A 24,411-nucleotide genomic window follows, 5' to 3' on the forward strand; every position below is an offset into this window, starting at 1 on the left:
CCGGTCTCGTTGGGGCGCGGGCCCGGATAGGCTCGCTGGCGTGAAGATCGCCCTGGTCATCGACGATGCGCTTGCGCGTCCCGACGGGGTCCAGGAGTACGTGCGGACCATCGGCCGCGCGATGGGCGATCTCGGTCACGAGGTTCACGTGCTGTGTTCGGGTGAGGGGGGCGATCCTCCTGCAGGTATCGCCGCAGTGTACGGCCTGACGTCGAACGTGGGCGTGACCTTCAACGGCAACGGTCTGCGCACCCCGCGACCCGCATCTCGCCACCGCCTGCGCGAGCACCTCGCCGCCGAGCAGTATGACGTCATTCACGTCCAGACCCCGCACTCGCCGTTCTTCGCCGCGCGCGTCGTGCGGTCGGCGCGGAGGGTTCAGGGCGACGCCGTGCACATCGTCGCGACCTTCCACATCCTTCCCGACGGCGCGGTCAGCGAGTGGGGCACGCGTGCCTTGGGGCTCACGCTGCGCCGCAACCTGCGGGTGTTCGACGCCTTCGCGGCCGTGTCGGCGCCCGCGGCCGCGTTCGCGTTGAGGGCCTTCAACATCGGCGCCACCGTGATTCCCAACGCAGTGCGGGTGGACGAGATTGCCGCTCAGGCCTCCGCCCAGCCCTGGCCCGCCGACGCGCGGGGCCGGGTGGTGGTGGCGTTCCTGGGCCGTCTTGTGGAACGCAAGGGCGCCGTCGAACTGGTTCAGGCCGTCGCCGCCTTGCCCGCCGATGTGCGGGACGGCGTGGCGCTGCGCATCGGCGGCAAGGGGCCGCTGCGGGGCCACATCGAGGAACTGGTGGCGCGGCATCGTTTGGGCGACACCGTCAGCCTCGAGGGCTTTGTTGCCGACGAGGCCAAGCCGGGATTCCTGGCCGCGGCGGACCTGGCCGTCTTTCCCGCGACGGGGGGCGAGAGCTTCGGCATCGTCCTCACGGAGGCGATGGCCGCGGGCGCGGGCGCCGTGCTGGGCGGCGACAACCCCGGCTACTCCTGGACGCTGGACAACCCGGCCGCGGTGATCGACCCGCGTGACACGGCGGCCTTCGCAGCTCGACTCGCGACGCTGATCGCGGACCCCGATGCACGGGCCGCGATTCACACCCAGCAGGCTGCGCGGGTGCGTGACTTTGACATGTCCGTGGTGACGGAGCGGGTGCTCTCGCTGTATCAGCGCCGCGGGTAGCGTGGAGGTCATGCAGGTTCTCACCTATTGGCTCATGCGAACCGCCATGTTCGTTGCCATGTATGCGGTGCTGTGGGCGCTCGGCTGGTTCGACATCTGGGCTGTGGTGCTCGCGTTCATCGTGGGATGGGCCGTCAGCTATGCGGCGTTCCCGGCGATGCGGCTGCGGGCCGCCGCGCAGATGGACGGGTGGATCAACCGTTCGCGACGCGGCATCGAGTCCGACGAGGCAGTCGAGGACTCAGAAGGCCGGGACACGTAGCGGCCCTCGCCCCTGAGCCTTGCGCCGTCTAGCCCAGCGCAATGCCGATGGTGAGCAAGATCCCATAGGCCATGCCCATGGCGCTCAGCCCCAAGAACACCGGCTTGAGCGCCACCCCGCTGGCCCCCACCCACACGGTCACCGCGACAATCAGGCTCGGCAAGGCCAACAGCGCCCCCAGCATCGCCCACGGCATGGCCAGGCCCACGAGGATGGCCCCAGCCACGGGCGCGAGCACCACGAACGCAAAGAGACGGCGGACGCGGTGGTCTCCCAGCCGCACCGCAAGCGTGCGCTTGCCCGCGAGCGCATCGCCTTCGATGTCCCGAATGTTGTTGACCATCAGCAACGCCACGGCGTAGAGGCCCACCGACGCGCTCGCAACCACGGCCCACCACGTGATGGTCCCGGCCTGCGTGAACATCGTGCCCAGCAGGGCCACCGGGCCAAAGAAGATCCAGACGACGGCCTCGCCCCACCCCCGGTACCCATACGGGTTCGACGTGGCGGTGTAGGCCCACGCCGCCGGAATAGCCAGACCGCCCACTACTATCAGCCACCACTGCCCGCTCACGGCGCACAGGGCGAGGCCAGCCAACGCTCCGATGCCCGATGCGATGTAGGCGGCACGCTTGACCACGCTGGGTCGCGCTCGCCCCGACGCCACCAGGCGCGACGGCCCCACCCGATTGACGTCCGTGCCGCGCACGCCGTCGGCATAGTCGTTCGCGTAGTTCGACGCGATCTGCAAGGCAAGGCCCACCACCAGGGCCAGCAGGGCCGGCAGCGGACGGAACGCGCCGAGCGCCCCGGCCGCGGCGGAGCCGACGGCCACGGGCGACACCGAGGTCCACAGGGTGCGCGGGCGTGCGCCGTCGATCCAGTCTTGGGCAGTCGTCATGGGGTATCCCGTTCAACGTTGGCGGCGATCGAGCGTAGCGTCCGGTAGTCCACCTTGCCGGTGGGAAGGCGCGGCAGGGACTCGACCACCACCAGCTCGCGTGGCAACTCATGGCGCGCCATGACCGGCTCAAGGGCGCGGCGAAGGTCACTGAGGCGCTCCTTGTCCTTGAGCGACGTCGCCACGACGAACGCCACCACGATCTCGCCCCACTCGGGGTGGGGGACGCCCACGACGGCGGACTCCTTGACCCACGGCTGGGCGTCGACGGCCCGCTCCACCGCGCGCGGGTTGACCTTGAAGCCCCCCGTGGTGATCACGTCGTCGATGCGGCCCAGAACGGTGAGCCGCCCGTCCGCGGCCCATTGACCCAGGTCGGACGTGACGAGCCACCGGCGGCCATCGGCGGTCTCCCACGCGCCGTCCCGCTCGGGGCGATACGCGTCGGCGAGCGACGATCCGGCGATCAGGATTCGCCCGTCTGGCCGCAGGCGGATGGCCGTGTCGCCGATCGGCGCGCCGTCGTAGACGCAGCCCCCGGCGGTCTCGGTGAGGCCATAGGTGCGCACGATGTTGGAGGTGGCATCGAAGCCGAGCGCCGCGCCCCCTACCAACACCGCAGTGAAGGAGGCAAGGGCGTCGGCGGCGTCAGGCGCGTCCAGGACCCGGCTGAGCTGGGTAGGCACCAAAGACGTGAAGCGCGGCCCGTCGTGGGGAAGTCGCTCCGCGGCGGCGGTGAAGGCCTCGGCCGTAAACGACCCGACGCCGACGCCTGTCAGGGCGGTGCCGGCTAGCCGGGACCTGACCACCACCATGGCCCCGGCGATGCGGTCCGTCGGCAGTGCCAGCAGCCAATGGCCATCGCCGCCGAGCGCCTCGGAGGTGGCGCGAGCCGATGCCCGCAGCGCGTCCGCGGATACCAGGACCTCGGACGGTTCGCCCGTCGACCCAGAGGTGGCCGCGGCGACGCCCCTCACCTTGCCGGCCAAAGCGTCGGCGATAGCGTCGGCCGCACCGTCGGTGAGCCGCGCGTACTCCATGGGGCAAGCCTAAGCCGCGCTTACACTTCCACTATGCGCAGACGTATGGGGGCGATCGCGGCGGTCGCCGTCGCACTGGCCGTGACCGCGTGCGCCCCGGAGGAGATCACTCCTGCTTCCGTGACGTTCACCCCGGACCCCGTGGTGACGCGGCAGCCGGTGGCGGACCCTCCCGAAGACCCGATTCCCGCCGTCGCGTGGCCCCTCACCGGCATGGGCGCCGGCGAGGCGGACCCCGCGTTGCTCGCGCGGCCGTCGATCGCCATCAAGATCCCGAACGATGGTTCGCACTCGCGGCCCCAGAAGAATCTGGAGTACGCGGACATGGTGTTCGAGCAGTACGTCGAGGCGGGCATCCCGCGGCTTGTGGCCGTCTTCCACTCGAATCAGCCGGAGGAGGTGGGGCCGGTCCGTTCGATGCGCGAGATGGACCCCAATATTGTCGGCTCCTTCGGAGGTCCGCTCGTGTTTTCCGGTGCCAATCCGAACGTCATGAACTACGCGCGCAGCACCGGCCAGCTGCTCATCGCGCAGGATCTTGGCGACCGCGGCTTCTTCCGTACCAACGATCGCGCCGCGCCCTACAACCTGCACGTGACCCTCGCCACCGCGCTGGAGCAGGCGGGCGACTCTCCGCCGCCGCCGCAGCAGTTCAACTACGCATATCCCGCATCTCTCGCGACCGCGGCGCTCGAAGGAACGGCCGCATCCCACATTGACCTGCGCCTGTCGCGGTACGGCGAGCCGGGGTGGGATTGGCGGGCGGACAAGGGCATCTGGACCCGCACCGAGTTTGGTGAGCCCGACATGACGGTGGACAAGCACCAGATCTCCGCCACCAACGTGGTGGTGCTGCTGGTGAAGATCCACGACCACTGGGCGTTGCCGGTGACGGAGATGATCGTCAAGGACCGCCCCGGTTATGTGGCCACGGGGGGCAAGTACATCCCGATCACGTGGAGCAAGGCCGAACGCACCGGCAAGTACGTGCTCACCACGGAGGACGGTCGGCCCGTCAGTTTGGCTGCCGGTCAGACGTGGGTGGAGCTGATCCCGAACGAGGGCGTGGGTGCGTCGGGCGCTCACGCCACGTTCAGGTAGCGTTGGGCCCCGCCGGAGCGGCTAAAACGCGTAGGGGAACTGCTCCCAGTCGGGGTCCCTGCGCTCCAAGAACGCGTCGCGACCCTCCTGGGCCTCGTCCGTCATATACGCCATGCGGGTCGCCTCACCCGCAAACACCTGCTGCCCCGCGAGGCCGTCGTCCGCGAGGTTGAAGGCGAACTTCAGCATGCGGATCGCCTGCGGAGACTTGGTGGCGACGATGCGCGCATAGTCGAGGGCGCGGTCCTCCAGCTCGGCGTGCGGAACGGCCTCGTTGACGGCTCCCCACCGCTCGGCATCGTCCGCCGAGTATTCGCGGGCCAGGAAGAAGATCTCGCGTGCCCGCTTGTCGCCCACCTGGCGCGCCAGCAGCGCCGAGCCGTAGCCTGCGTCAAACGAGCCGACGTTGGCGTCGGTCTGCTTGAAGCGCGCGTGCTCGCGGCTCGCGATCGAGAGGTCCGCCACCACGTGGAGGCTGTGCCCGCCCCCCGCCGCCCACCCGTTGACGGCGGCCACGATCACCTTGGGGCTGGTGCGCATGAGTCGCTGCACCTCGAGGATGTGGAGGCGCCCGCCGTGAGCAGGGGCGTGGGCCGCGGTGCCCTCGTACAGGTAGCCGTCGCGTCCGCGGATGCGCTGATCGCCGCCGGAGCAGAACGCGTGTACGCCGTCCGGCGCCGGGCCATTTCCGGTGAGGATGACCGTGCCGACGGCGGCCGTCATGCGGGCGTGGTCGAGCGCACGGTACAGCTGGTCGACGGTTTGCGGCCGGAAGGCGTTGCGCACCTCGGGCCGGTTGAAGGCGATCCGCACGGCGGGCAGGTCACGTTCCATGGTGCCGTCGCGCTCCACCCAGCGGTGGTACGTGACGTCCTCATCTGCGAAGCCGTCGATCGATCGCCACTGGGTGGGGTCCATGAGGTCCGAGACCTGGGCGGGGATATCGCTCATGGTCGCCAGCGTAGCCGGGCCAGACCGATGCGACTCGGACCCGGGGTGCGCCTTGGACAGTTCTGACCGCGAGGGCCACGGCGCGAACCGGAAGCCGCGCCGACACGCCAGCTGTGTGCCGGTCCAGGACGCACGCTACGGTGCGGCGCGCACGCGGAGGTCCGTAGCGTCGTCATGAGGGAAGGCGGGAAGCACAACGGCGTAGCTGCCGGCGACATGCGTGGTGCGCGGGCGGGCATCGGCGAGTCGAGATGCCTCGCGGTCAGAAGTGTTCGTGGTCAGGGGCTCGCTGGCCTCGCCATCGCAATTGCCGCTTACTCTGTCCCCATGGAGTTCCGGCCATTCAGCGTGACGCTCAACAGGCGTTTCCGCGGGCTGACCGAGCGCACGGGCGTGCTGATCCGCGACACCGGTCCCGACGGCGCCGACGCGTGGGGAGAGTTCTCCCCGTTCGCGGACTACATCCCGGAGCAGCGCAATCGGTGGTGGGCCGCGGCGGTGGAGGCGGCCACGGGTCAGTTGCCCGCGCCGATACGCGACTTCGTCGAGTCTGCCGCGATCATCCCCGAGATGGGGCCGGACGACGCCGCCGCCTTGGTGCGTGAGTTCGGGTGTCGCACCGCCAAGGTCAAAGTCGGTGGACCGAGGTGGGCGGACCCCGACCCCGCCGCGACACTGCGCGCCGACATCGAGCGTGTCGAGGCGGTCGCTGCCGCGTTGGGCACGGGCGGGCGGCTGCGCGTGGACGCCAACGGCACCTGGACCCTCGCCGCGGCGGGCTCGGCGGTCAAGGCGCTTGAGACGGCCGCGAGGGCGGGCGGGCTCGAGGGTCTCGAGTACGTCGAGCAGCCCTGTGCGACCATCGGCGAGTTGGCGGCCCTGCGCCGCCTTGTGGAGGTGCCGATCGCGGCCGACGAGTCCATCCGTCTCACCGGCGACGTGGACGCGGTGCTGCGCGCCGAGGCGGCGGACATCCTGGTGCTCAAGCCGTCTCCCATGGGAGGAGCTCGCGCCTGCGTTGCGATCGCCGAAAGGGCGGGGCTGCCCGTCATCATCTCCTCCGCCATGGAATCCAGCGTCGGCCTGGCGTCGGCGTTGGCGGCTGCGCTGGCGTTGCCGGACTCGCGATTCGCGCACGGACTCGGCACCGGCACCTTGCTCGCGACGGACACCGTGGATGACACGCTGGTTCCCGTGCGCGGACGGCTGACACCCAGGACCCTGAGAGTGACCGCATGACTCACCCGGCGGCCGCCTTTGCGCGCGAACTGATCGCCGCACTGGCCGCGCAGGGCGTGACCGATTACGTGCTGTGCCCCGGATCCCGCTCCGGCCCGCTGGCCCACGCGCTGGCGGAGGCCGGATCGGACGCCCCACCGTTGGGCGCCCCCCATGTCAACCTTCACGTGCGGATCGACGAGCGCTCCGCCGCGTTCCTCGCGATCGGCATTGCCCGCGGTCGCGCCCTCACCGGGCCGCCGCGACCCGTTGCGGTGGTCACCACGTCGGGCACCGCCGTCGGCAACCTGATGCCTGCGGTCATGGAGGCCCACCACGCGGGTATTCCGCTGCTCCTGCTCACCGCGGACAGGCCCAGCGAGTTGCGGGGCGTCGGGGCCAACCAAACCACGGATCAGGAGGGCATCTTCGGCGCGTTCGTGCGGTGGGAGGCGAACTCGTCCGCCCCGGAACACGCGGAGCGCGGCGGCCGCGCGACACTGCTCGCGGCGCGTGCCATGCAATGGGCGATGGGAGACACGGAGCGGGACGACCTCGCCGCCGCTCCCGGACCCGTGCACCTCAACCTGGAGTTCCGTGACCCGCTGGGGCCCGACGGCGGCGCCTGGCCCCACGTCGCGCAGGAGAAGCCGACCCTGATGGACCGCACCCGCACCCGCCTGCGCAACCTGTCCGCGCCCGCCTGCCAGTTGGCCGACGACGCGTACGGCGTGGTCATCGCGGGCGACGGCGCAGGGGACGACGCCAGGCGCGTCGCCGAGGCGCGTGGCTGGCCGCTGCTGGCGGAGCCGACGTCGGGCGCCCGCTCGGGGGACCATGCCCTGTCCCACTACGTGACCATGCTGGCGAGCGACACCGGACAAGAGCTCGCGTCCCGCGTCCACCGCGTGGTCGTGATCGGCCGGCCCACGCTGTCCAGGCCGGTGCAGCGACTGGTCGACTCCGCGCCGTCGCTCCTGGTGGCGTCGCACGGCGCACGCTGGCGCGAAGCGCCGCGCCACGCCGAACGGGTGCTGCCCGCCGTCCCCGAAGAGTGGTTCGAACCGGGCACGTCCGACGCGGCCTGGCTGGCCGAGTGGCGGCGTGCATGCGCGGCGGTGGCGGCGCCGTCGGAACGTTGGGATGCGCGTGCGGTAGCCCGCGTGTTCATCTCGTCTCTCACGGCCGACGACGTGGCGCTGCTGGGATCCTCCGGACCCATCCGCATGGTCGACGGGGTCGCGCCCATCTGGGCCGTGGGTCACGCCCCCACGCTGCTCGCCAATCGCGGACTGGCCGGCATCGATGGCACCGTCTCGACCGCCGTGGGTCTCGCGCTCGCGCTCGGCCGGCCCACGGCCGCGCTCATGGGTGACATCACGTTCCTGCATGACGTGGGGGGACTGTTGGTCGGCACCGAGGAGCGCACTCCTGACCTGCGCATCGTGGTGGTCAATGACGGTGGCGGCACCATCTTCGGCAGTCTCGAACACGCGGCGGCGCCCGCACAAAACGTCCGTCGCGTCTTCACGACGCCCCACCGGGCGGACCTCTCGGCGTTGGCGGCAGCGTACGGGGCCACGCACACGCCGGTCACGTCCGTCAGCGGGCTGGCAACGGCGCTCGCGAAGCCGCCGGTCGGCGCGCACATCGTGGAGGCGGTCCTGTAGCTGACGCGCCGCTGCGCCGCCACGCCGCCACGCCGCCACGGCGCCCGAAGTCTCAGCACTTTCCCAGGTTCCGTCCAGGTTCAACGCAGGTGGCCTTGGTGTGATCGATACACACGATCTACCGAGGAGGACATGATGTTCCGTTCACGACTTACCCGAGGCCTTGCATGGGGAACGGGCGCGCTCGCGTCCGGCGCCTTGGTGCTGGCCCTTGCATCCTCCGCCACCGCTGCGGACAGCGCCGACGATTCGGCGCCGCCACGCCACGGCGCGCTGCTGGACCGGCCGTACTTCGGGGCCCGCATCGCCCCGACCCCAGACGGCGCCACCGTCGTGCATGTGGTCGACGGCGGCCCGGCGGACACCGCTGGCCTTGAAGTAGGAGACGTGGTGGTCAGCATCGACGACGTCACGTTGGACGAGCGCGGTGCTCTCCGTGAGGCGCTCCAGGGCGCCGAGGAGGGCGACAAGCTTGAGATCGTCTACACCCACGACGGAACCGAGAAGACCGCATCGGTGACGGTGGGCAGCGCCGAAGATCGCCCCGAGCCGCCCGCTCCCGAGGAGGTGCCCTGGGTGGGCGTACAGCCGGTCCGCTACGAGACGGTCGACGGCGTGCTGGTGCGCTACGTTGTCCCCGACGGCCCGGCGGCCGACGCCGGAATCGAGGCGGGCGACATTGTCACCGCGATCGACGGCCAAGAGATCACCGACTGGTGGCAGGCGCGCGAGATCCTGCGCGAGTTCGCGCCGGGTGACGCGGTGACGGTGACCGTTGCTGACGACTCCGGTGACACGACCGTCACGGTGACTCTCGGTTCGGCCGACGAGGCCCTCGCAAGGCTCCCAATTGGCGACCGTCTGGCTGGCGGCGGTGGCTTCGGGCTGCGCGATGGAGGACCGGGCATGCGCGGCGGCGCGGCAGGGGCCAACACCGAAAACACGTAGGCCGCGCAGTGGGCGGGGCGCCCTAAGCGCGAAGCGCCGCCCGCATCGGCTCCAGTTTGGCCTCCGACTCCGCCCATTCTGAGGCGGGGTCGGAGGCCGCCACGATTCCGCACCCCGCAAACAGGCGCAGGCGGGCGGGATCGTTGCGGTCGATTTCCGCACACCGCAAGGCGATGCACCACTCGCCATCACCCGCGGCGTCGATCCATCCGACAGGCCCCGCGTAGCGTCCCCGGTCGAGGCCCTCAAGGCGGTCGATCACGCGGGCGGCCGCCAACGTGGGCGTGCCGCACACGGCGGCGGAGGGATGCAGCTCGCGGACCACGTCGAGGGCGCCCACGGGCTGCGACAGGGCGCCAGTAATGTCCGTCGCGAGGTGCATCACGTTGGGAAGGTGCAGCACGCTGGGCTCGTCGGGAACGTTGACGGATGTGCAGTGGGCGGCCAGCACCTGCGTGACCGAGCCCACCGCGTAGGAGTGTTCCTCGCGATCCTTGGACGAGCGCGCCAGCGCGGCGGCGCGGGCCAGGTCGCCCATCTCGTCGCCCGTCATGCGAATGGTTCCCGCCAGTACGCGCGACGTCACCAGGCCGTGGTCGACGCGGGCCAGCAACTCCGGAGTGGCCCCCACCATGCCGTCGACGTGGAATGTCCAGCACATGGGGTACTCGTCTGCCAGGCGGGCCAGCACCGAGCGGACGTCGAGCGGGCCGTGGGCGTGCGCCTGAACGGCGCGGGCCAGCACCACCTTGTTGACCTCTCCCGTGCCGATCGCCTCCACGGCCGAAGACACAGCGGTGCGCCACCCCGCCTCGTCGCCATCCGAGACGTCGACCACCGGCATGGGCGTGACGGGAACAGCGTCGGCGAGGGCTTCGTCGAGCGACACCTGATCTGCGTCGCCCGCGCCGATCACGGTGAAGAAGCAGCGGCCTTCCTGGCGTCCCACCACGTACCGCGGCACGATCAGTGCGCCGCCAGCGGCGGCGTCGTCGGCGAAGGCGAAGGAACCGAAGGCGACCAAGCCGGTGCCCCGCGCGCGAACGTCGTCCCGCACGGTGGCGTGGCGGGTGGTGCGCCGCCACCACAGCAGCGCCTCATCGATCCGGCCCGGACCTGCAGTCTCGCGCCGTGCGACCTCGCCCCAGGCCACCATGCCGTCGCCGCGCCTCACCCAGGAGATGCCGGCGGCGGGAAGCACCGTGACGAGGTCTCCGGGGTCCGGGATCTCGACGGTGCGCGCGGTCAGGGGGCCGGGCGCGGTCGCATCGATGCTCACCGGGCAAGCCTAGGCGAGCCGGACCATCGTCTCGTACGCCTTAGGGTGGGGGTGTGAAGACCGAGGCCGACGTCATCGTGATCGGCGCGGGCCCAGGCGGTGCCGCGACCGCGCGTTATCTGGCTGCCGAGGGCTTTGATGTGATCGCGCTGGAGAAGGCGCACTTTCCGCGCGAGAAGGTCTGCGGAGACGGCCTCACGCCGCGCGCCGTCAAGGAGCTGCAGCTGATCGGTTTGCCCACCCCACGCGAGGAGGGGTGGATCCCCAACGAGGGTTTGCGCATGGTGGGCGGAGGTCATCGCCTCGAGTTTCCTTGGCACGATCTGGAGTCCTTCCCGAAGTACGGTCTGTCCTTGCCGCGCGCCCAGTTCGACCACCGACTCGCCGAGCACGCCCGCGCGGCCGGCGCCGACGTGCGCGAGGGCTGGCATGTCGACGCCGCTGTCACGGACGACGACGGCCGGGTGGTGGGCGTCACGGCGCGCGCCACCGACGAAACCGGTCGCAAGGTAGGCGAGCCCACCGAGTATCGGGCTCCGCTCGTCATCGCGGCCGACGGGGTGAGCGCCCGCATCGCCCTGGGGCTGGGGATCGAGCGCAAGAAGAACCGCCCGATGGGCATCGCCGTGCGCACCTACTTCGAGACCCCGCGTCACGACGAGGAGTGGATGGAGGGGCACCTCGAGATTTGGGATGGCGAGCGCGGCAACTCCAAGCTGTTGCCGGGATACGGTTGGATCTTTCCGCTGGGCGACGGCACGGCGAACGTCGGCCTGGGCACGCTCAGCGCCACGGGAACTCCCCCCAAGCTCGACCACAAGGCGCTGCTGCTGGACTGGCTGGAGCACTCGGCCAAAGACTGGGAGTTTGGCGCCCAGGTGGGCGTCATCAAGGGAGCGGCCATCCCGATGGCGTTCAGCCGTCAGCCCCACTATGTGCCGGGCATGATGCTGGTGGGCGACAGCGGCGGAATGGTCAATCCCTTCAACGGCGAGGGCATCGCGTACGCGATGCAGGCGGCCCGCCGAGCCACCGAGGCGGCCGTTGCGTGGCGGGAGGCGACGGACGATGTGGCGCGTGAACGAGCCCTCGCCTCGTATGCTCGCATGATGAAGGATGACCTGGGTGGGTACTACTCGTTGGGGCGCGTCTTTGCCGCTCTCATCGAGAAGCCCGCCATCATGAAGGTGTGCACGCGTCATGGACTGCCACGTCCGCTGATCATGGAATTTGTCTCTAGACTACTTGCGGACGTCTATGAACCGCGAGGCGGCAATTGGGCTGACAAACTGCTCGTAGCGATGACCAAGGTCGCGCCGGCGGCATGATGACGGGAAGGACGCAATCGTGAACCCTTACGTACCGATCGTTGTGATGAGCGTGATCGCGGGACTGCTCGCCGTGGCGGGCCTCGTGGCGAGCGCGTACATCGGCCCCAAGCGATACAACTCGGCGAAACTTGATCGCTACGAGTCTGGCCTCATGCCCACGCCTGGCGCCGCCGGCGGGGGGCACATTCCCATCAAGTACTACTTGGTGGCCATGACCTTCATCATCTTCGATATCGAAGTGGTATTCCTGTACCCCTGGGCGGTCGCCTACGAGCAGCTCGCGCTGTTTGGCCTGATCGCCATCATGACCTTCCTCGCGCTCATCACGATTCCCTTCGTGTACGAATGGCGGCGCGGCGGATTCGAGTGGGAGTGAGGTCCGCATGAGCGAACACACCGATGCCCCTCCATTCATCATCGGCAAACTCGAAGACTTTGCCGGCTGGGCCCGTGCCGGGTCGATGTGGCCGGCGACGTTCGGTTTGGCGTGTTGCGCCATCGAGATGATGGGAACGGGTACACCCCGTTTCGACATCGCTCGCTTTGGCATGGAGGTGTTCCGCGGTTCTCCGCGACAGGCCGACATCATGATCGTCGCGGGGCGCGTCTCCCAGAAGATGGCGCCCATCGTGCGCCAGGTCTACGACCAGATGGCGGAGCCCAAGTGGGTGCTCGCCATGGGTGTGTGCGCCTCGTCGGGTGGGATGTTCAACAACTACGCGATCGTCCAGGGCGTGGACCATGTGGTTCCGGTGGACATCTACCTGCCGGGCTGCCCCCCACGCCCCGAGATGCTGATCAACGCGCTCCTCAAGGTCCAGGATCTGGCTAAGGAGAAGCCGATGCTTCGCCACCGCAAGGACATCGCCGCGGCCGCCGAGGCCGCCGCTCTCGCGGCCACCCCCACCTCTCAGATGAAGGGGCTGCTGCGGTGAGCGACGTCGAGAACACTCAGGGCGGCGAACTGTCCCCCGTAGTCCCGGAGGGTCGCACCCTCATCAACGTGCGCCAAGGGTCGTTTGGCGGGGCTGGCGACACGTCCGGTTACGGCGGCCTGACGCGTTTCGTGTACATGCCCGACGCCGCCCAGCGGCCGTACGGCTCGTGGTTCGACCAGGTGGTCGACGTGCTTGAGGAACTCCTTGGTGGCGACGCCGAGGCGGCGATCGAGGCCGTCGTGGTGGACCGCGACGAACTCACGCTCCACATTGCACGCGAGCACCTCCTGGACGTCTGCCGCCACCTGCGCGACGACCAGGATCTGCGCTTCGAGATGTGCCTGGGAGTCAACGGCGTCCACTACCCGGCCGACGCCGGACGCGAGCTGCACGCCGTGTATCCGATGCAGTCGGTGACGCACAACCGACGCCTGCGCATCGAGGTCAGCGCGCCGGACGAGGACCCGCACATCCCGTCGATCACCGCGATCTACCCGATGAACAATTGGCACGAGCGCGAGACGTGGGACTTCTTTGGCATCGTGTTCGATGGCCACCCGTCGCTGGCACGCATCGAGATGCCGGACGACTGGGTGGGTCACCCGCAACGCAAGGATTACCCGCTTGGCGGCATCCCGGTGGAGTACAAGGGCGCGGAGATTCCGTCGCCCGACGAGCGCAGGCAGTACCGGTAGGAGGGCGAGATGACGACGGAATCGACGAGCCCCCACGCCACGGCAGGCCTGGGCGAGGACGACGGCAGCGCACCCGAGTTCACCGTATTTGGCGGAGACTGGTCCGACGCGGCCGAGGAGGCGGCTCGCCTGGGCGAACAGCGGCTCGTGTTCAACATGGGCCCGCAGCACCCGTCCACGCATGGCGTGCTGCGCATCATGCTTGAGGTCGAGGGCGAGACGGTCACGGAGTGCCGCGCGGGCATCGGCTACCTGCACACCGGCATCGAGAAGAACATGGAGTTCCGGACGTGGACGCAGGGCGTCACATTCTGCACTCGCATGGATTACGTCGCGTCGATGGCGAACGAGGCCGTGTACTGCTTGGGCGTCGAGAAGCTGCTGGGCATCACGGACGACATTCCGGACCGCGCCAACGTGTTGCGCGTGCTCATGCAGGAGCTCACCCGCATCGGCTCCCACCTGGTCGCGATCGGCACCGGCGGCAACGAGCTGGGCGCCACCACCGTGATGACCACCGCGTTCATCGGCCGCGAGGAGACCTTCAAGGTCATCGAGCACATCACGGGCCTGCGCACCAACAATGCCTACATCCGTCCCGGCGGCGTCGCGATCGACACGCCTGACGACTCGGTCGCTATGATCCGGGCCATGATCCCCAAGGTCAAGCAACGCCTGGACGAACTCGCGCTGCTGCAGCTCGAGAACCCGATCTTCAAGGGACGCCTCAAGGGCGTCGCCAAGTTGGACCTCGCGGCCTGCATGGCGCTCGGCGTCACCGGTCCCATCCTGCGATCGGCCGGTCTGCCGTACGACCTGCGCAAGACCGAACCGTACTCGGGCTATGAGACCTACGACTTTCAGGTGCCCACCTCGACCGATGCCGATGCCTACAGCCGCGTGGTGTTGCGCCTTGAGGAGTGCTACGAATCGCTCAAGATCGTGGCTCAGTGTGCCGACCGGCTCGAGGCCAGCGTGGGCGAGCCCGTGATGGTGGCCGACAAGAAGATCGCCTGGCCCGCCCAGTTGTCCGTGGGCTCCGACGGTCAGGGCAACTCGGCGGAGCACATCCGCCACATCATGGGCGAGTCCATGGAGGCGCTCATCCACCATTTCAAGCTGGTGACGGAAGGCTTCCCGGTTCCGGCCGGTCAGGCTTACGCGGCCGTCGAGAACCCCAAGGGACTGCTCGGCTGTCACGTGGTCAGCGACGGCGGCACCAAGCCGTGGCGTGCTCACTTCCGCGACCCTGGTTTCAACAATCTGCAGGCGTTGTCGATGCTCACCCAAGGCGGCCAGGTCGCCGACGTTGTGGTCGCCATCGCCACCATCGACATGGTCTTGGGAGGCGTCGACCGATGACCTACGACGAGTCCACCGCGAAGCAGCTGGCCAAGGATGCCGCCGACATCGTCGGCCGCTACCCCGTCAAGCGATCCGCGCTGCTGCCGTTGCTGCATCTGGTTCAGTCCGTCGATGGCTACGTGAGCCCCGACGGCATCCAGTTCTGCGCGGAACTGCTTGATCTGACGTCCGCCGAGGTCAGCGCGGTCGCCACCTTCTATACCCAGTACAAGCGCCGCCCCAACGGCACGTACCAGGTGGGCGTGTGCACCAACACGCTGTGTGCCGTGATGGGCGGCGATGAGATCTGGCGCCGGGTGTCCGAGCGGGTGGGCGTGGGTCACGACGAATCCACGGCCGACGGGAAGATCTCGCTCGAGCGCCTCGAATGCAACGCCGCCTGTGACTACGCGCCGGTGATGATGGTCAACTGGGAGTTCTTCGACAACATGACTCCCGAGACGGCGCTCCAGCTGGTGGATGACATCCTGGCGGGCAAGGACATCGTGCCCACGCGCGGCGCGGACAAGGTGGTCTCATTCAAGGAGACCTCCCGTGTGCTTGCAGGGTTCGACGACGGCAGGGCCGACGAGGGCATCTCGGCCGGCGCCTCGTCGCTGGTGGGCATCGAGACCGCCAAGCAGCAGGGCTGGAAGGGGCAGGACAAGTGACGGATCTGACGCCCGTTCTCAGCAAAACCTGGGGACTCGACCACTCGTGGAACCTCGATACCTACGTGGCCAACGGCGGCTACGAGGGCGCCACCAAGGCGCTCACGATGGATCCGGCCGACATCATCCAGGCCGTCAAGGACTCCGGCCTGCGCGGCCGTGGCGGCGCGGGCTTTCCCACGGGCATGAAGTGGGGTTTCCTGCCAGCACCAGACGGCGGGCCGCGCTACCTGGTGGTCAATGCGGACGAGTCGGAGCCGGGGGCGTGCAAGGATGTCCCCACCATGATGGCGACCCCGCACGCGGTGATCGAGGGCATTGTCATCACCTCGTTTGCGATCGGCTGCAATCACGCCTTCATCTATGTGCGCGGCGAAGTCGTTCACGCCCACCGTCGGCTCATGAAGGCCGTCGCGGAGGCTCGCGACAACGGCTGGCTGGGCACCAACATCAAGGGCACGGGCTTCAACCTCGAGATCACGGTCCACGCGGGTGCAGGCGCGTACATCTGCGGGGAAGAGACGGCGCTGCTCGACTCGCTTGAGGGCCGACGCGGCCAGCCCCGGCTGAAGCCACCGTTCCCGGCCGTCGCCGGTCTGTATGCCCGCCCCACCGTCGTCAACAGCGTCGAGTCGATTTCCTCCGTGCCGCCGATTATCGCCAAGGGCGTTGACTGGTTCGCCTCGATGGGAACCGAGAGGTCGAAGGGAATGGGGTTCTTCTCGCTGTCGGGGCACGTCAAGCGCCCAGGTCAGTACGAGGCGCCGCTCGGCATCACCGCGCGCGAACTGCTTGAGATGGCTGGCGGCATGCGCGAGGGTCACCAGCTGAAGTTTTGGACGCCAGGCGGTTCCTCCACCCCGATCTTCACGGAAGAGCACCTTGACACCCCCCTCGACTACGAGTCGGTGGGGGCCGCTGGGTCGATGCTGGGAACCCGTTCCCTGCAGATGTTCGATGACACTACGTGTGTGGTGAGGGCCGTGGAACGGTGGACAGAGTTCTACAAGCACGAATCCTGCGGTAAGTGCACCCCGTGCCGCGAGGGCACGTATTGGCTCGAACTGATCATGCGCAGGCTTGAGGCCGGCCAGGGCACTATGGCCGACATTCAGCAGCTGCTTGACACGTGTGACTCGATCGCTGGACGCGCCTTCTGTGCTCTGGGAGACGCCGCGACCTCGTCGGTCATCAGTTCCGTGAACCTGTTCCGCGAGGAGTACGAGCGTCACGTGACGGAGGGTGGATGCCCGTTCGACCACGCGGCCTCGGCCCTGTTTGACTACGACTCGGCAGCTGAGGAGGCCAACGCATGAGCGAGATCGCGGACAAGGCTCCCGCCACCACCGATGTGGTGACGGTCACGATCGACGGCATCGAGGCGCAAGTCGAGAAGGGCACCCTGATCATCCGTGCGGCCGAACAGGTCGGCATCGAGATCCCGCGCTTCTGCGACCACCCTGCGCTGAAGCCGGTCGCCGCGTGCCGCCAGTGCCTCGTGGACGTGGCCAGCCCGGGTCCGGACGGCAACCTGCGCGCCTTCCCTAAGCCCCAGCCATCGTGCTCCATGCCGGTCACCGAGGGCATGGTCGTCAACACGCAGTTGACGTCGGAAGAGGCCGACCGCGCCCAGAAGGGCGTGATGGAGTTGCTGCTCATCAACCACCCGCTCGACTGCCCGGTGTGTGACAAGGGCGGCGAGTGCCCCCTCCAGAACCAGGCCATGAGCCACGGCCGGCCCGAGAGCCGCTTCGTGGACGTCAAGCGTGTGTTTGAAAAGCCGCTCGCGCTCAGCAGCGAGATCCTGCTGGACCGGGAGCGCTGCGTGCTGTGCCAGCGGTGCACCCGCTTCTCGCAGGAGATCGCCGGCGACACTTTCATCGACCTGCAGAACCGCGGCGCCATGCAGCAGATCGGCACGTTCAACGAGGATGTGCTCGGCTTCGACGGGTACGGCCCCGTGGGCGCCGCCGCTGAGGACGAATCGGGCAAGGCCTTCAGCTCGTACTACTCCGGCAACACGATTCAGATTTGCCCCGTGGGGGCCCTGACAAGCGCGGCGTACCGGTTCCGCTCGCGGCCGTTCGACCTGGTGTCCAGTCCCGGAATCTCGGAGCACGACAGCTCCGGCAGCGCGATCCGCACCGATCACCGCCGCGGCAAGATTCTGCGCCGACTGGCTGACAACGACCCGGTGGTCAACGAGGACTGGATCACCGACAAGGACCGCTTCGCATTCACCTGGCAGAACCAGGCCGACCGCATCGCCCAGCCGATGGTCCGCAAAGACGGGGAACTGGTCGAGGCGTCGTGGCCGGAAGCGCTCGCCGCCGCCGCCGCGGGTCTCGCGGCCGCAGCGGGAAAGACCGGCACCGCGGCCGACAAGAAGGCCAAGGGCGTGGGCGTTCTGCCTGGCGGCCGCATCACCATGGAGGACGCCTACGCCTACGGCAAGTTCGCGCGCCTGGTGCTCGACACCAACGACGTGGACGCGCGCACGCGGATCTCCTCCGATGAGGAGCAGTCCTTCCTGGGCGCCAGCGTCGCCGGAACCGGCCTGGGAGTCACGTTCGCCGACCTTGAGAAGGCGCCCACGGTGCTGTTGGTGGGCTTTGAGCCCGAGGACGAGGGCGGCGTGGTGTTCTTGCGGCTCAAGAAGGCTGCGGGACGTCGGAAGGTCATCACGGTCGCTTCGCACCTCAGCCGCGGCGCGGAGAAGCTGGGCGCGACCCTGTTGCCGACGGTGCCGGGTCATGAGGCCGCCACGTTGGCTGCACTCAAGGGCACTGCACCCGAGTTCAAGGACCTCCGCGAGCCGGGCGCGATCATCATCGTCGGTGAACGCGCGGCCGGTTCCGTCGGCACCCTCACCGCCGTGGAGGCGCTCGCCAAGCGCTCCAAGGCAAGGGTCGCGTGGATCCCCCGCCGCGCGGGCGAGCGCGGAGCCGTCGAAGCGGGCGCCCTTCCGGGCCTGCTTCCCGGGGGGCGCGATGTGGTCACCACCTCGGGTCGGAACGCCGTGGCCACGGCGTGGGGTGCGTCATCCTTGCCACGCACCAAGGGCCGCGAGGCCTACGCGATCATCGCCGCCGCGGGCGCCAAGGCGCTGGATGGCCTGGTGATCGGCGGTGTCGACGACAGCGACCTCACGGAGGACCTGCTGAAGGCCATCGCGACCGCCACGTTCACGGTGAGCCTCGAAGTGCGTCGCACGGCAGTGGCCGATGCCGCAGACGTGGTCTTGCCCGTCGCGCCGCCGAGCGAGAAGTCGGGAACGTTCGTCAACTGGGAGGGCCGTCCGCGCGCCTTCGGGACCGCGATTCGCACAGACGCGATGTCCGACCACCGCGTGCTTGACCTTCTCGCACGCCAGATGGGAGTCGACCTCGGCACCGGCACCGTTGACGCCGTGAACGCCGAACTGGCGTCGATGGGCGCCGCGGCGGCCAAGGATCGGCCCGCAGCTCCCGCGGAGCGCGCGCCTGCGGCGCCGCAGCCGGCGTCGAGAGTCGACGGCGAACTGGTGCTCGCGACCTGGCACCAACTGGTCGACGAAGGCGCGTTGCAGGACGGCGAGCCCTATCTCGCGGGCACGGGCCGGATGGCCGTCGCACGCGTCTCTGAGGCAACCGCACGGCGCCTTGGCCTTCACGGCGTCGTCACCATCACGGGCAAGCGTCGCGGCTCGATCGAAGTGCCGCTCGCCGTCACCCCAGGCATGGTGGACGACGTGGTGTGGGTGCCTACCAAGTCCCCCGGCTCGTGGGTTGCTCAGCAGTTGGGCACTCAGCCTGGCGAGACCGTCCTGGTGAAGGGAGTCGACGCATGATCGCGTTGCCCATGGCCATCGACTTGACGCCGGGTCAGGAGCGGTGCGGAGTCGCCGATCCCGCCGCGATCACCGACATCCAGCGCCAGTGCATCACCGCCTTCGAGGACTCCCTGGCGGGTGACTCGATCTGGATCTCCATCATCAAGGCCGTGCTGGTGTTGGTGTTCTTGCTGACCTCGGTGCTGTTTGCCGTGTGGTTCGAGCGCCGCGTCATCGGCCGCCTTCAGGAACGCCCCGGCCCCAACCGCCACGGCCCGTTCGGCCTGCTGCAGTCCGTCATGGACGCCACGAAGCTGTTCATGAAGGAGGACATCACCGTCCGCGCGTCGGAGAAGGTCCTGTATATCGCCGCGCCCATGATCTCCGTCTTCGCCGCGTTGCTGATCTTCGCGGTGATTCCCTTTGGCCCGGCCACCCGCATCCCCTTCACGCAGGAGGTCACGCCGCTTCAGCTGACCGACTTCCCCGTGGCAGTGCTGTACATCCTCGCCGCCGCGGCTTTGGGCGTATACGGCATCGTGCTCGGTGGGTGGGCGTCCGGCTCGACGTATCCGCTGATGGGCGCCGTGCGCTCCACGGCCCAAATCATCTCCTACGAACTGGCCATGGGCCTGTCGCTCGTGACGGTGTTCATGTTCTCGGGCGCCATGAGCACCCAACAGATCGTGAATGCTCAGGAAAACGTGTGGTGGGCGTTGCCGTTGCTGCCCGCCTTCGTGATCTACCTGATCTCGATGGTGGGGGAGACCAACCGCCTGCCCTTCGACCTTCCCGAGGCCGAGGGAGAGCTGGTGGCGGGCTTCATGACCGAGTACTCGTCGATGAAGTTCGCGTGGTTCTTCTTGGCCGAGTACATGAACATGATCAATGTCTCGGCCGTCGCGTCCACCCTCTTCCTGGGCGGCTGGCGCCCCCTGTGGTGGCATGACTGGCCCGGGTACGAGACCCTGAGCAGCGGCATCTTCCCGCCACTGTGGCTCATCCTCAAGATCTGGCTGCTGATGTTCGTCTTTGTCTGGATCCGTGGCTCCGTATTGCGCTTCCGGTATGAGCAGTTCATGCGGTTCGGCTGGAAGGTCCTCATCCCGGTGGGGCTCGGCTGGGTGGTGCTCATGGGCGCCGGCATGGTGTTGCTGCCCGAGTTCAACCGCAACACCAACTACTTTGTGATGTTCGCGCCCATCATCGCCTTGCTGCTTGCGTGGGTCGTGTTCTCGACGGTGGTCGATTCCAAGAGCATCAAGCGGGAAGAGGCGGAGGCCGAGCGCAAGAAGAAGCTCGAGTCGGAGGACTTCGACGCCTTCGCAGGCGGCTATCCCGTCCCACCACTTCCCGGTCAACAGTTGCCGCCGTCCCCGCGGTCAGGCCGCACCGTCGAAGCAGTGAAGGAGGCACAGGGTGACTGATCACACCGAAGAACCCCGCGAGGCCTTTACGTCCAACCTTCCCCAACCGGGTGGCATCGCCGGGGCGCTCATGCCCGTCGCGGGCTTTGGGGTGACGTTACGGAGCTTCTTCCGTCCCACCGTCACCGAGCAGTACCCCACCACGCCGGCGAACATCCAGCCGCGCTACCACGGCAGGCACCAGCTCAACCGGTATGCGGACGGCCTGGAGAAGTGCATCGGCTGCGAACTGTGCGCGTGGGCGTGCCCCGCGGACGCGATCTACGTCGAGGCCGACTCGAACACGCCCGACCACCAGATGAGCCCCGGCGAGCGTTACGGCAGGGTCTACCAGATCAACTATCTGAGGTGCATCTTCTGCGGCCTGTGTATTGAGGCCTGCCCCACTCGAGCGCTGACCATGACCAACGAGATTGAGTTGGCCGGCCCCACCCGTGAGGGCCTCATCTATGAGAAGCACGACCTCCTGGCGCCGATGGAGGAGGGCATGCTCGCCGCGCCCCATCCGATGGTCGAGGGAACCACGGACACCGAGTACTACAAGGGCGACGTGATCAAGGCGACTCAGGAGCAGCGGGCGTGGGTGCGGGCGCACCGTCCGGACGACGAAACACTTGGCCAGGACCGTCCCAAGCCCAGTGAGTTCACTCCCGATGTCGATGCGGACGCGCCCGAGCCGGTCGGCCTCGAGATCTTTGCCAAGCACACCGACCAAGGGGGCAACCCATGATCTCCCCGGTCCTGTTCTGGTTCGTTGCGTTCATCACCGTCATCCCCGCGCTGTCGCTGATGTTCGCACGCAAGCCAGTGCACATCGCCATGGCCGTCGTCATGGTGATGGTGGGTCTCGCCGTGTCCTATATCGCGCTCAAGGCGCCATTCCTGGGCGTGGTGCAGATCGTCGTCTATACCGGCGCCGTGATGATGCTCTTCCTGTTCGTGCTCATGCTGGTGGGCGTCGACAAGCGCGAGACCCTCAAGGAGACCATCACGGGTCAACGGTGGATCGCGTTGGCACTTGCGGCGGGGCTGGGCGCTCTGCTGATCAGCGTGGTCAGCGAGGTCACGTTCTCGGTGAGCGACAACCCCACCGTTGGCGAGCCGGTCGAGGTGGCCGGCTGGCTGTTCGGAGACTACGTGCTGGTGGTTGAGGTGCTGGGATTCCTGCTCATCACCTCCGCGGTGGGTGCCCTGGTGCTCACTCACGTGCCGCGCCTGTTCCCCAAGCGCACCCAGTCGGAGGTTCAGGCGGCGCGTGTCGCGGCCGGGGCCGACCCCGTCAACAAGGCCTTCCCCGGCTACTACGCCCGTCATAACGCGCTCGACGCGCCGGCTCTCGACCCGGAAGGAAACCCCATCGAGGATTCCGTCTCGCGCGTGCTGAAGGTGCGCAACCAGACCATCGACGGCTCCGAGTTCAAGGGCGAAAACAAGGCTCGCAGGCGCGAGCTGGGAGCCAAGGAGGACGACGCGTGAGTCCCGTCAACTTTGTCTACCTGGCGTCGGTGCTGTTCGCCATCGGTGCCGCGACCGTGCTGCTGCGCCGCAACGCCATCATCGCGTTCATGGGCGTGGAGCTGATGCTGAACGCGGCCAACCTCACGCTCGTGTCCTTCTCCCGCATGATTGGCGAGATCAATGGTCAGATCATGGCGTTCTTTGTGATGGTCGTCGCCGCCGCCGAGGTGGTGGTGGGGTTGGCCATCATCATCGCCGTGTTCCGTGCCCGCCAGAGCATTTCGCTTGATGAACCGTCTGAGCTGAAGGGTTAACGATGCTGTCCGTCACCTGGCTGCTCATTGCGGTCCCGCTTGCGAGTTTCTTTGTCTTGATGCTTGCCGGTCGCCGCGCCGACGCGTGGGGCCACTGGCTCGGCGTCGCCGCGTCGTCAGCCGCCGCCGTCATCGGCATCGGCGCGTTCTTCCAGATGCTGGGTCGCGACGCCGAGTCGCGCACCGAGTCCGTTCACCTGTTCACCTGGCTGTCCGGCAGCGACCTGCATGTCGACGCCGGCCTGCTGGTGGACCAGCTGTCGCTGACATTCGTGATGCTGATCACCGTCGTCGGCACGCTCATTCACGTGTACTCGGTGGCGTACATGCAGAACGACCCGAATCGCCGGATGTTCTTCGCGTACCTCAACCTCTTCATTGCGGCCATGCTGCTGCTGGTGCTCGCCGACTCCTACCTGCTGCTGTTCGTGGGCTGGGAGGGCGTGGGCCTGGCGTCGTACCTGCTGATCGGCTTCTGGAATCAGAAACCGGAGTATGCGACAGCCGCCAACAAGGCCTTTGTGGTGAACCGCATCGGCGACGTTGGCCTGATCATTGCGATGGCCCTCATGTTCGCCCACTTCGGCTCGGTCAGCTTTGCCGACGTGCTGGGTGGCGTGGACGGCGCCTCGACGGCCGTGCTCACCGCCATCGGCCTCATGCTGCTGGTGGCCGCCACCGGAAAGTCCGCGCAGTTCCCGCTGCAGTCCTGGCTGGGCGACGCGATGGCGGGCCCCACGCCCGTGTCCGCGCTGATCCACGCCGCCACCATGGTGACGGCGGGCGTGTACCTGGTGGTCCGCTCCGGAGCGATCTACGAGGCGGCGGACGACGCTCGCGTGGTGGTAGCCATCGTCGGCGCCGTCACGCTGATTCTCGGGGCCATCATCGGTAGCGCGAAGGACGACATCAAGAAGGCGCTCGCGGCCTCGACGATGTCGCAGATCGGCTACATGATGCTGGCCGCGGGGCTTGGGCCGATCGGCTACGTCTTCGCGATCTTCCACCTCGTCACGCACGGATTCTTCAAGGCTGGCATGTTCCTGGGCGCCGGATCCGTCATGCACGGCATGGCCGACCAGACGGACATGCGCCGCTTTGGCGCGCTGCGCACCGCCATGGTCACCACGTGGATCACGTTCGGCCTGGGCTGGCTCGCCATCTTGGGCGTCCCGCCGTTCTCCGGCTTCTGGTCAAAGGACAAGATCATCGAGGCCGCCTTCGTGGGCGAGGGCTGGCAGCCGTGGGTGTTCGGCCTCACCGCGCTGATCGGCGCCGGCATCACCGCCTTCTACATGTCGCGCCTGTTCTTCATGACGTTCCACGGCAAGGCCCGCTGGACCGACGATCAGCACCCGCACGAGTCGCCGCTCATGATGACGATACCCATGATGATCCTTGCGGCGGGCTCGGCGTTCCTGGGCCTCTTCCTGGCCGTCGGGAACCGCTTCCAGCACTGGCTCGAGCCGGTGACGGGCGCGCACGGCGAGCAGGAGCCGGTCCTGGCCGTTCCCGTCCTGACCACGCTGACGCTGCTGCTGGTGGCCGCCGGTGTGGCGCTGGCCTACTGGATGTACTGGCGAGGCGACGTCCCCGAGGAGGCCCCGCCGCCGTCCCTGGTGGCGTTGGCCGCGCGCAACGACATGTTCCAAGACTCCGTCAACCGGGCCGTGTTCCAGATCCCTGGAACCCACCTGACGCGCACCCTCGTGTACGCCGATGCCGCCCTGGTCGACGGTGCCGTCAACAAGCAGGCGACCGGCGTTGCGGCCCTTGGCGAGGCAAGCCGCCGATTCCAGTCCGGCAAGGTGCGCTCGTACGCGATGCTCATGCTGCTCGGATTCCTGGTGCTCGCCAGCATCATCGTGGTGG

General features: G+C 68.2%; 23 protein-coding genes. 19 read left to right on the top strand and 4 right to left on the bottom strand.

Going from position 1 to position 24,411, the window contains the following annotated elements; all coding sequences use genetic code 11:
• Window positions 1-40 precede the first annotated feature (40 nt).
• Window positions 41-1,180, top strand: a complete 1,140-nt coding sequence (locus tag QZZ29_RS04480; RefSeq protein ID WP_291381713.1) for a glycosyltransferase family 4 protein — start codon at window positions 41-43, stop codon at window positions 1,178-1,180.
• 10 nt (window positions 1,181-1,190) lie between these two features.
• Complete coding sequence (locus tag QZZ29_RS04485; protein WP_291381714.1) at window positions 1,191-1,442, top strand: DUF4229 domain-containing protein; 252 nt, start codon at window positions 1,191-1,193, stop codon at window positions 1,440-1,442.
• Window positions 1,443-1,470: 28 nt separating this feature from the next.
• Here QZZ29_RS04485 and QZZ29_RS04490 read toward each other — a convergent pair whose 3' ends face one another.
• Both QZZ29_RS04490 and QZZ29_RS04495 read right to left on the bottom strand, forming a co-directional pair.
• Window positions 1,471-2,343 (bottom strand): 1,4-dihydroxy-2-naphthoate polyprenyltransferase, encoded by an 873-nt coding sequence (locus QZZ29_RS04490; RefSeq protein ID WP_291381715.1) that lies wholly within the window; start codon window positions 2,341-2,343, stop codon window positions 1,471-1,473.
• Window positions 2,340-3,383 carry an AMP-binding protein gene (locus QZZ29_RS04495; RefSeq protein ID WP_291381716.1) on the bottom strand — a complete coding sequence of 348 codons (1,044 nt, stop codon included), beginning with the start codon at window positions 3,381-3,383 and terminating at the stop codon, window positions 2,340-2,342. Before QZZ29_RS04495 ends, QZZ29_RS04490 begins: the two co-directional genes overlap by 4 nt.
• A gap of 33 nt (window positions 3,384-3,416) precedes the next feature.
• Between QZZ29_RS04495 and QZZ29_RS04500 the strand changes: the two genes are divergently transcribed.
• The gene (locus QZZ29_RS04500) at window positions 3,417-4,484 is read left to right on the top strand and encodes a DUF3048 domain-containing protein (RefSeq protein ID WP_291381717.1); all 1,068 of its coding nucleotides are present in this window, start codon (window positions 3,417-3,419) and stop codon (window positions 4,482-4,484) included.
• Between the two features lie 21 nt (window positions 4,485-4,505).
• On the opposite strand, the gene QZZ29_RS04505 is transcribed toward QZZ29_RS04500, so the two are convergent.
• Window positions 4,506-5,435: a 1,4-dihydroxy-2-naphthoyl-CoA synthase gene (locus tag QZZ29_RS04505; protein WP_291381718.1), complete on the bottom strand. Its 930-nt coding sequence runs from the start codon at window positions 5,433-5,435 to the stop codon at window positions 4,506-4,508.
• Between the two features lie 327 nt (window positions 5,436-5,762).
• Between QZZ29_RS04505 and QZZ29_RS04510 the strand changes: the two genes are divergently transcribed.
• The 3 genes from QZZ29_RS04510 (at window position 5,763) to QZZ29_RS04520 (ending at window position 9,271) form a co-directional block, all read left to right on the top strand.
• On the top strand, window positions 5,763-6,674 hold the full coding sequence (locus QZZ29_RS04510; RefSeq protein ID WP_291381719.1) for an o-succinylbenzoate synthase: 912 nt from the start codon (window positions 5,763-5,765) through the stop codon (window positions 6,672-6,674).
• The gene (gene menD, locus QZZ29_RS04515) at window positions 6,671-8,323 is read left to right on the top strand and encodes a 2-succinyl-5-enolpyruvyl-6-hydroxy-3-cyclohexene-1-carboxylic-acid synthase (protein WP_291381720.1); all 1,653 of its coding nucleotides are present in this window, start codon (window positions 6,671-6,673) and stop codon (window positions 8,321-8,323) included. The genes QZZ29_RS04510 and menD overlap by 4 nt, the downstream gene beginning before the upstream one ends.
• A gap of 132 nt (window positions 8,324-8,455) precedes the next feature.
• Window positions 8,456-9,271 (top strand): PDZ domain-containing protein, encoded by an 816-nt coding sequence (locus QZZ29_RS04520; protein WP_291381721.1) that lies wholly within the window; start codon window positions 8,456-8,458, stop codon window positions 9,269-9,271.
• 22 nt (window positions 9,272-9,293) lie between these two features.
• On the opposite strand, the gene QZZ29_RS04525 is transcribed toward QZZ29_RS04520, so the two are convergent.
• Entirely contained in the window at window positions 9,294-10,550 is a 1,257-nt protein-coding gene (locus QZZ29_RS04525; protein ID WP_291381723.1) for an isochorismate synthase, read from the bottom strand.
• Between the two features lie 53 nt (window positions 10,551-10,603).
• Here QZZ29_RS04525 and QZZ29_RS04530 point away from each other — a divergent pair, with 53 nt between their 5' ends.
• The 13 genes from QZZ29_RS04530 to nuoL form a co-directional block, all read left to right on the top strand.
• The gene (locus QZZ29_RS04530) at window positions 10,604-11,878 is read left to right on the top strand and encodes a geranylgeranyl reductase family protein (RefSeq protein WP_291381724.1); all 1,275 of its coding nucleotides are present in this window, start codon (window positions 10,604-10,606) and stop codon (window positions 11,876-11,878) included.
• A 16-nt stretch (window positions 11,879-11,894) separates the two neighbouring features.
• Window positions 11,895-12,257, top strand: a complete 363-nt coding sequence (locus tag QZZ29_RS04535; protein ID WP_366479043.1) for an NADH-quinone oxidoreductase subunit A — start codon at window positions 11,895-11,897, stop codon at window positions 12,255-12,257.
• 7 nt (window positions 12,258-12,264) lie between these two features.
• On the top strand, window positions 12,265-12,816 hold the full coding sequence (locus tag QZZ29_RS04540; protein ID WP_291381727.1) for an NADH-quinone oxidoreductase subunit B: 552 nt from the start codon (window positions 12,265-12,267) through the stop codon (window positions 12,814-12,816).
• A 29-nt stretch (window positions 12,817-12,845) separates the two neighbouring features.
• On the top strand, window positions 12,846-13,514 hold the full coding sequence (locus QZZ29_RS04545; RefSeq protein ID WP_291381744.1) for an NADH-quinone oxidoreductase subunit C: 669 nt from the start codon (window positions 12,846-12,848) through the stop codon (window positions 13,512-13,514).
• Window positions 13,515-13,523: 9 nt separating this feature from the next.
• Window positions 13,524-14,876 (top strand): NADH-quinone oxidoreductase subunit D, encoded by a 1,353-nt coding sequence (locus QZZ29_RS04550; protein WP_291381729.1) that lies wholly within the window; start codon window positions 13,524-13,526, stop codon window positions 14,874-14,876.
• Window positions 14,873-15,529 carry an NADH-quinone oxidoreductase subunit NuoE gene (gene nuoE, locus QZZ29_RS04555; RefSeq protein ID WP_366479040.1) on the top strand — a complete coding sequence of 219 codons (657 nt, stop codon included), beginning with the start codon at window positions 14,873-14,875 and terminating at the stop codon, window positions 15,527-15,529. Before QZZ29_RS04550 ends, nuoE begins: the two co-directional genes overlap by 4 nt.
• Window positions 15,526-16,845, top strand: coding sequence for an NADH-quinone oxidoreductase subunit NuoF (nuoF, locus tag QZZ29_RS04560; protein ID WP_291381731.1), 1,320 nt, complete (start codon window positions 15,526-15,528; stop codon window positions 16,843-16,845). Before nuoE ends, nuoF begins: the two co-directional genes overlap by 4 nt.
• Complete coding sequence (locus QZZ29_RS04565) at window positions 16,842-19,358, top strand: NADH-quinone oxidoreductase subunit G (RefSeq protein WP_291381733.1); 2,517 nt, start codon at window positions 16,842-16,844, stop codon at window positions 19,356-19,358. The genes nuoF and QZZ29_RS04565 overlap by 4 nt, the downstream gene beginning before the upstream one ends.
• Entirely contained in the window at window positions 19,355-20,767 is a 1,413-nt protein-coding gene (nuoH, locus tag QZZ29_RS04570) for an NADH-quinone oxidoreductase subunit NuoH (RefSeq protein WP_291381735.1), read from the top strand. Before QZZ29_RS04565 ends, nuoH begins: the two co-directional genes overlap by 4 nt.
• Window positions 20,768-20,837: 70 nt before the next feature.
• Window positions 20,838-21,497 (top strand): NADH-quinone oxidoreductase subunit NuoI, encoded by a 660-nt coding sequence (gene nuoI, locus QZZ29_RS04575; RefSeq protein ID WP_291381745.1) that lies wholly within the window; start codon window positions 20,838-20,840, stop codon window positions 21,495-21,497.
• On the top strand, window positions 21,494-22,243 hold the full coding sequence (locus QZZ29_RS04580) for an NADH-quinone oxidoreductase subunit J (RefSeq protein ID WP_291381736.1): 750 nt from the start codon (window positions 21,494-21,496) through the stop codon (window positions 22,241-22,243). The genes nuoI and QZZ29_RS04580 overlap by 4 nt, the downstream gene beginning before the upstream one ends.
• A complete protein-coding gene (gene nuoK, locus QZZ29_RS04585; RefSeq protein WP_291381738.1) occupies window positions 22,240-22,539 on the top strand; it encodes an NADH-quinone oxidoreductase subunit NuoK in 300 nt (99 codons plus the stop codon). The genes QZZ29_RS04580 and nuoK overlap by 4 nt, the downstream gene beginning before the upstream one ends.
• Window positions 22,540-22,541: 2 nt before the next feature.
• The coding region (gene nuoL / locus QZZ29_RS04590; protein ID WP_291381740.1) for an NADH-quinone oxidoreductase subunit L at window positions 22,542-24,411 on the top strand (1,870 nt) is incomplete at its 3' end.

Origin of the sequence: Demequina sp. (assembly GCF_016278765.1) — a bacterium.
Lineage (GTDB): Bacteria > Actinomycetota > Actinomycetes > Actinomycetales > Demequinaceae > Demequina.

What these genes read in the sequence shown, in the direction of transcription:
- QZZ29_RS04550 (WP_291381729.1), top strand. Translation starts at nt 13,524, where the DNA reads ATGACGACGGAATCGACGAGCCCCCACGCCACGGCAGGCCTGGGCGAG.
- QZZ29_RS04495 (WP_291381716.1), bottom strand. Translation starts at nt 3,383, where the DNA reads ATGGAGTACGCGCGGCTCACCGACGGTGCGGCCGACGCTATCGCCGAC.
- QZZ29_RS04520 (WP_291381721.1), top strand. Translation starts at nt 8,456, where the DNA reads ATGATGTTCCGTTCACGACTTACCCGAGGCCTTGCATGGGGAACGGGC.
- QZZ29_RS04510 (WP_291381719.1), top strand. Translation starts at nt 5,763, where the DNA reads ATGGAGTTCCGGCCATTCAGCGTGACGCTCAACAGGCGTTTCCGCGGG.
- menD (WP_291381720.1), top strand. Translation starts at nt 6,671, where the DNA reads ATGACTCACCCGGCGGCCGCCTTTGCGCGCGAACTGATCGCCGCACTG.
- QZZ29_RS04500 (WP_291381717.1), top strand. Translation starts at nt 3,417, where the DNA reads ATGCGCAGACGTATGGGGGCGATCGCGGCGGTCGCCGTCGCACTGGCC.
- QZZ29_RS04565 (WP_291381733.1), top strand. Translation starts at nt 16,842, where the DNA reads ATGAGCGAGATCGCGGACAAGGCTCCCGCCACCACCGATGTGGTGACG.
- QZZ29_RS04485 (WP_291381714.1), top strand. Translation starts at nt 1,191, where the DNA reads ATGCAGGTTCTCACCTATTGGCTCATGCGAACCGCCATGTTCGTTGCC.
- QZZ29_RS04580 (WP_291381736.1), top strand. Translation starts at nt 21,494, where the DNA reads ATGATCTCCCCGGTCCTGTTCTGGTTCGTTGCGTTCATCACCGTCATC.
- nuoI (WP_291381745.1), top strand. Translation starts at nt 20,838, where the DNA reads ATGCCCGTCGCGGGCTTTGGGGTGACGTTACGGAGCTTCTTCCGTCCC.
- QZZ29_RS04490 (WP_291381715.1), bottom strand. Translation starts at nt 2,343, where the DNA reads ATGACGACTGCCCAAGACTGGATCGACGGCGCACGCCCGCGCACCCTG.
- nuoH (WP_291381735.1), top strand. Translation starts at nt 19,355, where the DNA reads ATGATCGCGTTGCCCATGGCCATCGACTTGACGCCGGGTCAGGAGCGG.
- QZZ29_RS04540 (WP_291381727.1), top strand. Translation starts at nt 12,265, where the DNA reads ATGAGCGAACACACCGATGCCCCTCCATTCATCATCGGCAAACTCGAA.
- nuoE (WP_366479040.1), top strand. Translation starts at nt 14,873, where the DNA reads ATGACCTACGACGAGTCCACCGCGAAGCAGCTGGCCAAGGATGCCGCC.
- QZZ29_RS04505 (WP_291381718.1), bottom strand. Translation starts at nt 5,435, where the DNA reads ATGAGCGATATCCCCGCCCAGGTCTCGGACCTCATGGACCCCACCCAG.